Origin of the sequence: Bacillus sp. JJ1773, from assembly GCF_036962035.1 — a bacterium.
GTDB lineage: Bacteria > Bacillota > Bacilli > Bacillales > Cytobacillaceae > Cytobacillus.
Genome location: NZ_JBALNX010000087.1, coordinates 1 through 9,376 on the forward strand (window position 1 = coordinate 1; position 9,376 = coordinate 9,376).

At 38.7% G+C, this 9,376-nt stretch carries 10 protein-coding genes and 1 pseudogene; 2 read left to right on the forward strand and 9 right to left on the reverse strand.

What is annotated here, in order from left to right; genetic code table 11:
• Positions 1-26 precede the first annotated feature (26 nt).
• Entirely contained in the window at positions 27-212 is a 186-nt protein-coding gene (locus V7127_RS21590; protein ID WP_335489517.1) for a hypothetical protein, read from the forward strand.
• Between the two features lie 69 nt (positions 213-281).
• On the opposite strand, the gene proC is transcribed toward V7127_RS21590, so the two are convergent.
• The 7 genes from proC to nikC form a co-directional block, all read right to left on the reverse strand.
• A complete protein-coding gene (gene proC / locus V7127_RS21595; RefSeq protein ID WP_335489520.1) occupies positions 282-1,088 on the reverse strand; it encodes a pyrroline-5-carboxylate reductase in 807 nt (268 codons plus the stop codon).
• 27 nt (positions 1,089-1,115) lie between these two features.
• Positions 1,116-1,769 (reverse strand): NUDIX hydrolase, encoded by a 654-nt coding sequence (locus V7127_RS21600; protein WP_335489523.1) that lies wholly within the window; start codon positions 1,767-1,769, stop codon positions 1,116-1,118.
• 30 nt (positions 1,770-1,799) lie between these two features.
• Positions 1,800-2,756 carry an MBL fold metallo-hydrolase gene (locus V7127_RS21605; protein WP_335489527.1) on the reverse strand — a complete coding sequence of 319 codons (957 nt, stop codon included), beginning with the start codon at positions 2,754-2,756 and terminating at the stop codon, positions 1,800-1,802.
• 130 nt (positions 2,757-2,886) lie between these two features.
• Entirely contained in the window at positions 2,887-3,900 is a 1,014-nt protein-coding gene (locus tag V7127_RS21610) for an ABC transporter ATP-binding protein (protein ID WP_335489530.1), read from the reverse strand.
• Positions 3,893-4,918, reverse strand: coding sequence for an ABC transporter ATP-binding protein (locus V7127_RS21615; RefSeq protein ID WP_335489532.1), 1,026 nt, complete (start codon positions 4,916-4,918; stop codon positions 3,893-3,895). Before V7127_RS21615 ends, V7127_RS21610 begins: the two co-directional genes overlap by 8 nt.
• Positions 4,919-4,932: 14 nt before the next feature.
• Positions 4,933-5,856, reverse strand: a complete 924-nt coding sequence (locus V7127_RS21620) for an ABC transporter permease (RefSeq protein ID WP_335489535.1) — start codon at positions 5,854-5,856, stop codon at positions 4,933-4,935.
• A 21-nt stretch (positions 5,857-5,877) separates the two neighbouring features.
• Positions 5,878-6,783, reverse strand: coding sequence for a nickel transporter permease (gene nikC / locus V7127_RS21625; RefSeq protein ID WP_335489538.1), 906 nt, complete (start codon positions 6,781-6,783; stop codon positions 5,878-5,880).
• Positions 6,784-7,092: 309 nt separating this feature from the next.
• Between nikC and V7127_RS21630 the strand changes: the two genes are divergently transcribed.
• Positions 7,093-8,685 (forward strand): glutathione ABC transporter substrate-binding protein, encoded by a 1,593-nt coding sequence (locus V7127_RS21630; RefSeq protein WP_335489541.1) that lies wholly within the window; start codon positions 7,093-7,095, stop codon positions 8,683-8,685.
• Between the two features lie 88 nt (positions 8,686-8,773).
• Here V7127_RS21630 and V7127_RS21635 read toward each other — a convergent pair.
• Together V7127_RS21635 and V7127_RS21640 are read right to left on the reverse strand one after the other, a co-directional pair.
• Positions 8,774-8,929, reverse strand: a pseudogene (locus tag V7127_RS21635) (sporulation protein YhbH); the annotation flags it as partial.
• 4 nt (positions 8,930-8,933) lie between these two features.
• A partial coding sequence (locus V7127_RS21640; RefSeq protein ID WP_335489544.1) for a hypothetical protein occupies positions 8,934-9,376 on the reverse strand: 443 nt, incomplete at its 5' end.

Consider the following 9,376-nt stretch of genomic DNA (forward strand, 5'->3'; position numbering starts at 1 on the left):
TTTTTTATTGAATGGGATGTGTAATGATGGCAGATAGCAAAAAGGATAAAAACGAAAAAAAAGATGTAAACATTGGCTCGAAAGTATCCCTCAACGGTCTTGTTACTGCTGTTTTTGACAACATGGTACATGTTCAAATCGGTGCTAAAATTGTTACTGTCCAAATGAAAGACTTGTACTCAGGTCTTAATCAAACTTTGCTGAAAAATTAACATTGTGTTTTTCAATAAACAGGAGGAGCAGCAAATTTATGCTGCTCCTCCGTTTATTTTGAAAAATTACTAATTAGAGAGTGCTTTTGTTTTCTCTGTGCATTTCTCCATTGCCGACAGGACAGCAGTACGCAATCCCTTTCTCTCAAGCTCAGCTACCGCCTCGATCGTTGCTCCTCCAGGAGTACAAACCTCATCTTTAAGCTCACCCGGATGTTTTCCCGTTTCGAGAACCATTTTCGCAGCCCCTAAAACTGCTTGGGCTGCTAATTTATATGACTGCTCTCTAGTTAATCCGTTTTTGACTCCCCCATCTGCTAATGCCTCGATAAACATATACACATAGGCAGGTGATGAGGCACTAATAGCTGGAATTGAATCCATTAAGCTCTCATGAACGACTTCAGCCTGTCCAAAGCATGAAAAAATACTAAGAACTTCATCCAGTTCCTCTTTTGTCACAAATTGGTTTGCACAAAGTACGCTCATCCCCTCTCCAATTAATGAAGGTGTATTGGGCATAGACCGAATCGCTTTTACCTTCCGTGGAAATGATTCCTCAAGGAATTGCAGGCTAATTCCTGCAGCAATTGTGATAATGAGCAAATGAGGCTTAATGATATCTTTAATTTCCTCAATAATAGATTGGTGGAGATTTGGCTTTATCGCAAGGAAGAGTATATCAGCATGCTCCGCAACTGCTTTATTATCCGTTGTTACCCGGATAGAGAACCTTTCCATCACGTTCCTAACTGTCTCCTTTGAAGCCGCACTTGCCATTATATTCGCAGCTGGAACTTTATCCGCTTGGAGGATTCCCCCTATAATCGCCTGCGCCATTTTTCCCGAACCTATGAAACCAATCTTTCTATTCAAATTAACACATCCTGACTTTTTACATGATTATAGTGACGACCCTTGATCATTAAGGCCTAGCCCATCTGAGTTAAGGATTTCAATAAAATGCTTAAGAATTCTAGCTGTTAAACCCCATATCACCTTATCTTCATAATAATAAAAACACTCTTCCATTTTTCTAATTTGCCAATCATAATTTTCTCCACCGATAATTTGGTTAAATGGAAAGTCTTTTTCAGGCTCAACGCGAAAGCGGATTTGAAAGGTCTCAGGCTCAGTTTTCTTTAAGTATGATAGCGGCACAGTGAAAGTCTCCTCCACTTCACTTCGGTTAACATTGATCATTTCCGGATTTCTTATGTGGCCAACGTAAGGAAAGATAATAGTTCCAAACGGAGAAATCATATAGTCTAACGGAAAAACATGATGAATATGATCCTCTTTTATCCCTAACTCTTCTGAAGTTTCCCTTATTGCCGTATGCTTTTCATCACGATCCGTCCTATCGACCCTTCCTCCTGGAAAGCAGACTTCACCCGGCTGTCTTCTTAATTGTAGAGAACGAACCTCGAATAAAAGGTGAATATCATCTTCCATTTGGATAAGGGGAATGAGGATGGCATATTTAGAGAATTTCTCACTTCCTAGAATGGAAGGTGTACGGCTTTTAAGCTTATTTATTATTTTCTGAAGATCCATTTCCTACACCTCCATACTTTGTTTAACAACTTATTTTTCTCGTTTTGCTAAATAATCTATAATTCCCATTGATCCGACAGTCAAATCAAGCTGAATAATTTCCGATAAATCTTCTTCTAATACTATTTGATTTTCGGATAAAAATTGATTGACCTCATTCAATAGCAGATGGAAAAGGGCTTTCTGCTTCATTTCAAATGAAGCAGATTGGTTTTCTGCCCATACCTTTTCCCCAGCAGCCATAAATATGGGAAGCCAATACTCCATTTGCTTAAAAACCTGATCAGGATTAGCTGTCATTCCATAATGGCCAAAGTAAATTCTCTCGACACGAAGGGATGAAATTCTTTTCATTGATTGAAGCATCTTCTCAGGATCAAATTGATTCGGTGAGGTAGATGGGAGAAATAGCTCAACCCCCTGATCGAAAACTTGAGGATAATAAACCCCGATCGTATCGCCAGTAAATATCCCATTACTTAATGAATCATGTATAGAAAAATGATGGTTGGCATGACCTGGTGTATCCATAAATGTCAGAATACGTTCTTTTCCAATTTTTATCGTTTCCCCATCCTCTTTGATTACCAAACGATCCTCTGGCACTGGCAAAATGGGATCAAAGAGCTCATTAAATTTATCTCCATAAACGGCCTTTGCCCCTTGAATCAGTCTAGAGGGATCAGCAAGATGACGTTTGCCCCGAGGATGAACAATTACTTTAGCATTCGGGCAATGATTAAGCAATAAACCAACACCGCCAGCATGATCAAGATGTATATGTGTGACAATTATATTTTTTACTTCTGTTAACTTAATGCCTAATTCCTCTAACCCTTTCAGCACAAATGGAATAGATGGACTCGCGCTCGTTTCAATAAGCGTTACTTCCTCGGATTGAAGAATATAGGAACCTGTCCTTCTTTCTTTTCCTAAATCGAATGTATCGATAAGAGATACATTATACCCTAAATCTGTTGTACTCATTCGCCAAACCCCTTTCGAAAGTATATTTACTATTTTATAACGAATTCTTCGATACGAGGCAAAATTCCTCTTTCCTCTTTTTTTCACCTAAAAAAAGCCCTCTCAAAGAGAAGGGCTTTCGAAGCATTGTTTAATAGTTTGCTTTTAATGCAGAGAAATCGACAGAACCTTTTTCTGCTAAATGGCAGGCCACTTGATGATTCTCACCAGGAATGGCATGCAGGGATGGTTCCACTGTTGCACATCGATCAAATGCATATGGGCAGCGTGTGTGAAAACGGCATCCGGCTGGTGGATCTATCGGTGATGGCACATCCCCTTTGAGAATGATCCGTTCTTTCTTCTCTAATACATTCGTACTTGGAATTGCAGATAATAATGCCTTTGTATAAGGATGCTGCGGATTATCAAATAAGGATTTTTTATCAGCGATTTCCACAATCTTGCCTAAGTACATGACAATGATTCGATCAGAAATATGGCGTACTACACCAAGATCATGGGAAATAAAAAGATAGGTTAATTTGAACTCTCTTTGCAATTCCTTTAGCAGGTTTAACACTTGTGCTTGAATAGACACGTCAAGTGCTGAAACAGCCTCATCACAAATAATCAGCTTTGGATTAACTGAAAGAGCACGGGCTATGCCAATTCGCTGACGCTGTCCGCCACTGAATTCATGTGGATAGCGGTCAACCTGGTGTGCTCCAATTCCTACTGTTTCAAGTAACTCAGTAATTTTTTGTCTTCTTTCTCTTGGAGGCACAACATTTTGGATCTCCAGTGCTTCTTCTAAAATCTGACTTACTGTTTGACGTGGATTTAATGAAGCATAAGGATCCTGGAATATGATTTGCAAATCTTTTCTCTTTTTTCTCATTTGTGATTTGCTCAATGCAAGCAAATTCTCGCCTTGGAAATACACTTCACCAGAATAAGGATTGTCCAATCTAAGAATCGCTCTGCCAGTTGTCGATTTGCCGCAGCCGGACTCTCCTACAATACTGACTGTTTCTCCTTCATATATATCAAAGCTAATGTCATCGACTGCTTTAACATGATTGATCGTGCGGCCAAGAATACCGCCTTTTATTGGGAAATACTGCTTAAGCTGTTTCACTTCTAATAATGCTTGCTCACTCATGACTAGCTGCAACCCCCTCTTGTTTTTCCCATTTATCTGTATATATCCAGCAGCGAACCTTATCGCCATCAGGAGCATCCTTTAGCTCTGGCAGCTCGGAATGACAAATTTCTCTTGCGTGCGGACATCGAGGAGCAAATCGGCAGCCAAGGGGCAAATTAAATGGACTTGGGACTTGACCATGAATGACAGAAAGATCTCCTTCAACATCTTCATCATGTTTAGGAACTGAGTTTAATAGACCGATTGTATAGGGATGCTTAGGGTCAGTAAAGATGGTTTCTACATCTGCATATTCTACAACTTTCCCACAATACATAACCGCTACCTTATCACACATTTCAGCTACTACACCAAGATCATGAGTAATAATCATGAGTGATGTTCCAAGTTCATCCTGAAGCTTTTTTATCAATTCAAGAATTTGTGCCTGAATCGTAACATCCAATGCAGTTGTCGGCTCATCAGCAATTAATAATTCTGGATTACATGCTAATGCAATCGCAATCATAACCCGTTGGCGCATTCCCCCTGAAAGCTCAAACGGATATTGCTTGGCACGTTTTTCTGGTGATGGGATTCCTACCAACCTCAGCATATCAATTGCTTTAATCCAAGCATCCTTGCGGTTAAGGTTCTGATGGATACGAATGGATTCCGCAATCTGTTCCCCGCAGGTTAATGTTGGGTTCAAAGAAGTCATTGGTTCTTGGAAAATCATCGAGATATTATTTCCACGAATATCCATCATCTGCTTTTTCGTTTTTTCTAATAGATTTTCCCCTTTGAAATATACTTCCCCACCGACAATTTTCCCGATTGGCTCTTGCAGAAGGCGAAGAATCGAAAGGGAAGTAATACTTTTACCTGAGCCAGATTCGCCTACTATTCCAAGCGTTTTGCCCTTTTCAATCGTGAAGTCAACACCATCAACCGCTTTTACTTCTCCTTCATCTGTAAAAAAGGAGGTACAAAGATTTCTTATCTCAAGAATATTTTTACTTTTTTGTTTAGTCATTGGTCTCACCAGCCTTAGTTCAAATCAATCCGTTTGTTAATGAAACGGTATGTAACATCCACAAGTGTATTAACAATTACGAAGAGAACAGCACAAACTAGAATCGTCCCCTGTACCATTGGGAAATCATGTGCACGAATAGAATCGATAATCAAGCGGCCTAAACCATTAATGGCAAAAACCGTTTCTGTTACAACTGCTCCCCCTAATAAACCTCCAAATTGCAGGCCGACCACCGTAACAACAGGAACTAAAGCATTACGAAGAGCATGTTTGTATATGACTAGCCGATCGCTAACTCCTTTTGCATAGGCTGTACGAATATAATCCTGATCAATAACTTCAAGCATACTTGAACGGGTCATTCGTGCAATAATGGCTGCACCAACAGTTCCTAACGTAATAACCGGCAAAATCATATGTTCAATAGAACCCCACCCGACAACAGGCAGCCATCCAAGATAGACTGAAAAGAAATAAATTAACATAATACCGAGTAAGAAGTTTGGCATTGAGAAGCCGAAAAGCGCTACAAGCATAAGTGAAATATCGGCAAAAGAGCCCTTCCTTGTAGCAGAAATGATCCCTGCAATTAGCCCCCCTAAAACAGCTAATATCGTACCAAGTACGGCAAGTTGAACAGTAATCCAAAATCGTGAATCGAATATTTCATTGGATACAGCACGATTCGTCCGGATAGATGTTCCTAAATCACCTTGAACAGCATTTGAAACATAACGGAAATATTGCTCATATAAAGGATCGTTCAAACCTAAATTCTCTCGCATCTGTTCGACCTGCTCCGGATTGGCGTTCTCTCCAGCCATGATTTGAGCAGGATCCCCTGGAATTAAGTGCATCATTAAAAATACAGCTAGAGTAACCCCGATCATAACAGGGATTACCTGGATAATTCTTCGAAGAATATATATAAACATGTTCGTTCACCTTCTCTCATATTATTTCTTGGATTTTGGATCAAGTGCATCACGTAATCCGTCACCAAATAAGTTAAAGCCTACTACAACTAGCAAAATAGCTAATCCCGGAATTAAAGTAACGTGTGGAGCCTGTGCTAAATAAGAACGGCCCTGTGAAAGCATGAAACCCCACTCAGGAGTTGGCGGCTTTGTCCCCATTCCAAGGAAAGACAGTGAACTAGCAGTAATGATGGCTGACGCAATATAAAGTGTAGCTTGTACAATGATTGGAGAAAGAATATTGGGAAGAATATGCTTAAAGATAATTCTAAAATCACTCGAACCCATAGCCCTTATAGCATCGATGTACTCTAGCTTTTTTACACTTAAAGTAGACCCGCGAACAATCCGGGCAAATGTTGGAACCGCAAAAAATGCAACTGCGATAATCACATTCGTTGTACTTGCGCCAAGCACACTTATGATGGCTAGCGCTAGCAAAATACCAGGGAAAGCTAGTAAAATATCGCATATTCTCATAATAAATGAATCGACCCATTTGCCGTAATATCCGGCTATAATTCCTAATAGAATTCCGGCAAACGCACCTAGGACAGTTGATAAAATTCCTATAGATAATGAAATTCTTGCCCCAAATAATATACGGCTTAATATATCACGTCCCTTGTCGTCCGTGCCTAGCCAATGTTCAGATGAAGGCGCTTGCAATTTTTTGCTCAATGCCATTTCCGCAGGATCATACGGTGCAAGCAGGGGTGCAAAAATAGCCATAAAAGCAATGGCAAGGACAATAAAGGCACCGCACATGGCCGCCTTGTTTTTCGCAAGTTTCTTATAAAAGGCTTTAGCTCGGGCTGCCTTTGGATTGTACTGTTTAACAGGAATTGCCGGAGCAGTTGATTGAAGCTGTGGCTGTTGATTCATATCCTATTTTTCATCCTTTCATTAGTAGATTAAAGATTAAAAAAATTCAAAACACACAACGAATATAATATATAAATATTAATGATATGACAATGCTTTTTAATTAGCAGAATATGATTATCCTTTAATCAAAATGCTAGCTTATCACCCTTTCTCCTATTATGTGGAAAATTGTAGAATTTTAGAGATATGATTACATTTTTATGACAATATTAACATATAAATTAAATATTACCAAAATAAATCTTGTATATTATCAATTGTTCTACTATTATAAAAATTGTACGACTAAATAAGGGGGTTATTTTTTTGATCAAGAAGAACAATCTTCTGCTTATGTTAGCGCTTGCATTTATTTTAGTGCTGTCAGCATGTAGCGGAAAAAGCAGCACTACCACTGAGGAAACTCCTGCTAAGGAAGGCGAAACGCCTAAGACAGAAGAGCCAGCAGCTGGTGGCAAAGACTTCGTCTATGTTACAGGATCAGATGCACCAACTTTAGATCCACATGGAGTGAATGACACTGCATCTAATACTGCAACAACCCAACTATATGAGCGTTTGACAGATTACGCATCAGATGGATCTGTTGTTCCATTACTTGCTACTGAATATAAAGCAGTAGATGATACAACTTGGGAATTCAAACTTCGTGAAGGAGTTAAATTCCATGACGGAACAGATTTCAATGCTGAAGCTGTCAAAATGAGTTTTGAGAGAATTATCGATCCAGAATTTGCTTCTCCAAAAGCGGTTATTCTTAACGTGATTACAGAAGTTAAGGTTATTGACGATCACACAATTCAAATCATTACAGAGAAGCCTTTTGCTCCGCTGCCAGCTCACTTAGCACATAACGCTGGTTCAATCATCGCTCCTTCTGCTCTTCAAGAAGAAAAAGATGGCGGTAAGAAAGTTGACGAAAATCCAATTGGTACAGGTCCTTTCAAATTCGATTCTTGGAACCGTGGTGCCGAAATTAAATTTGTTAAAAACGATGAATATTGGGGAGAAAAGCCTTCCATTGAAACTGTTGCAATCAAAGTTGTACCAGAACAAGCTACACGTGTAGCAATGATTGAAACAGGCGAAGCTCATCTTATGCTAGTAGGTGCTTCTGATGTTACTCGTGTAGAAGCAATGGATGGAATCGAGATCGACCGTGTTCGCGGTACTCGTATGGATTACGTAAGTTTCAACTTGAATAAAGCTCCATATGACAATATTAAAGTTCGTCAAGCGATTGCAATGGCTATTAACAAAGATGATGTTGTAAACGGAATTCTAGATGGTCAAGGAGTTCCAGCTGTTGGACCATTAGCGCCTACAGTTGTTGGTAACTACCAAGACTTAAAGCCACTTCCATATGATGTAGAAGCTGCGAAGGAATTGCTTGCAGAAGCTGGATTTGCAGATGGTTTCAAAACAACGATCTTTGTAAACGAAGGAAGTAAAGAGCGTGCGGATATTGCGGAATTAGTTCAAGCTCAATTAGCTGAAATTAATATCGAAGTAGATATCCAAGTTATTGAGTGGGGAACATTCCTTGAGAAAACAGCTGCTGGTGAGCATGAATTATTCGTTCTAGGCTGGACTACAGTAACAGGTGATGCTGACTATGGTCTATACGCATTATTCCATTCTGCTAATCATGGATCAGTTGGTAACCGTTCATTCTACACAAACGCTAAAGTGGATGAGTTACTAGATAAAGGACGTACAAGCACAAATCAAGATGATCGTAACGAAGCATACAAAGAAGTTTCTGAAATTCTTGTAGAAGAAGCACCAATGGTATACCTGCATCATCCTGACTTTGTTCATGCTACAAACGGAGTTGAATCTGGTTTATTCGTAAACTTCAGTGGAACTCCATTCTTTAAAGATATTAAATTAAAATAATATCGTAAAAGTACAACCCCATTTCTATTTTTGAAATGGGGTTGTACTTTTTTAATAGAATAAGAGAGAAGGGGTCACCCTCTCTCCATTAGACGTACATTTTATCTTCTTCCTTCTTGAAAAAGCTCTTCATGGCGTGAAATACATCCACTTTTTGTTTTAAAATATAGTAACGGAAATCATCATGTTTGATATTTTTATATGCGGACATGAGGGTCGAATGGCGGTTGTATTGGTTTAACTGTACATCATCTCCCCTTACTCTTTAGTTCCGAATTTAATTGTTTTCGAAGATCGTCAGGGATAATTCTAATTTCAATAAGGAATTCCCAAATTGTAAATAAGGCGCATTGTAATTTACTCATAAGACCTTCACCATATTTTTTATTAAAATGTGAAAGTGTAGCTTCATAAAATATCTTCGCCCTACTACTAAATTGGCTAATTATCTTTGATTCTAATTCCTCTTCATTTATCTCATATTCTAAGTTATGTGCCAATTTATTTCGAATCTGGTTAATACCGTGAATTACATTTCTTTCTTCAAGAGGAACAAGTGCCATAGCAAAGATTAAGTTTTCTTTCTGAGAATATTTCATATGATCCCATTTTAAAAATTGCGGATTTATTAAATTTGATTTAAGAATTTGTTCTAATTCAAACTCTATAAATAAATGTGCTTTTAAAATTA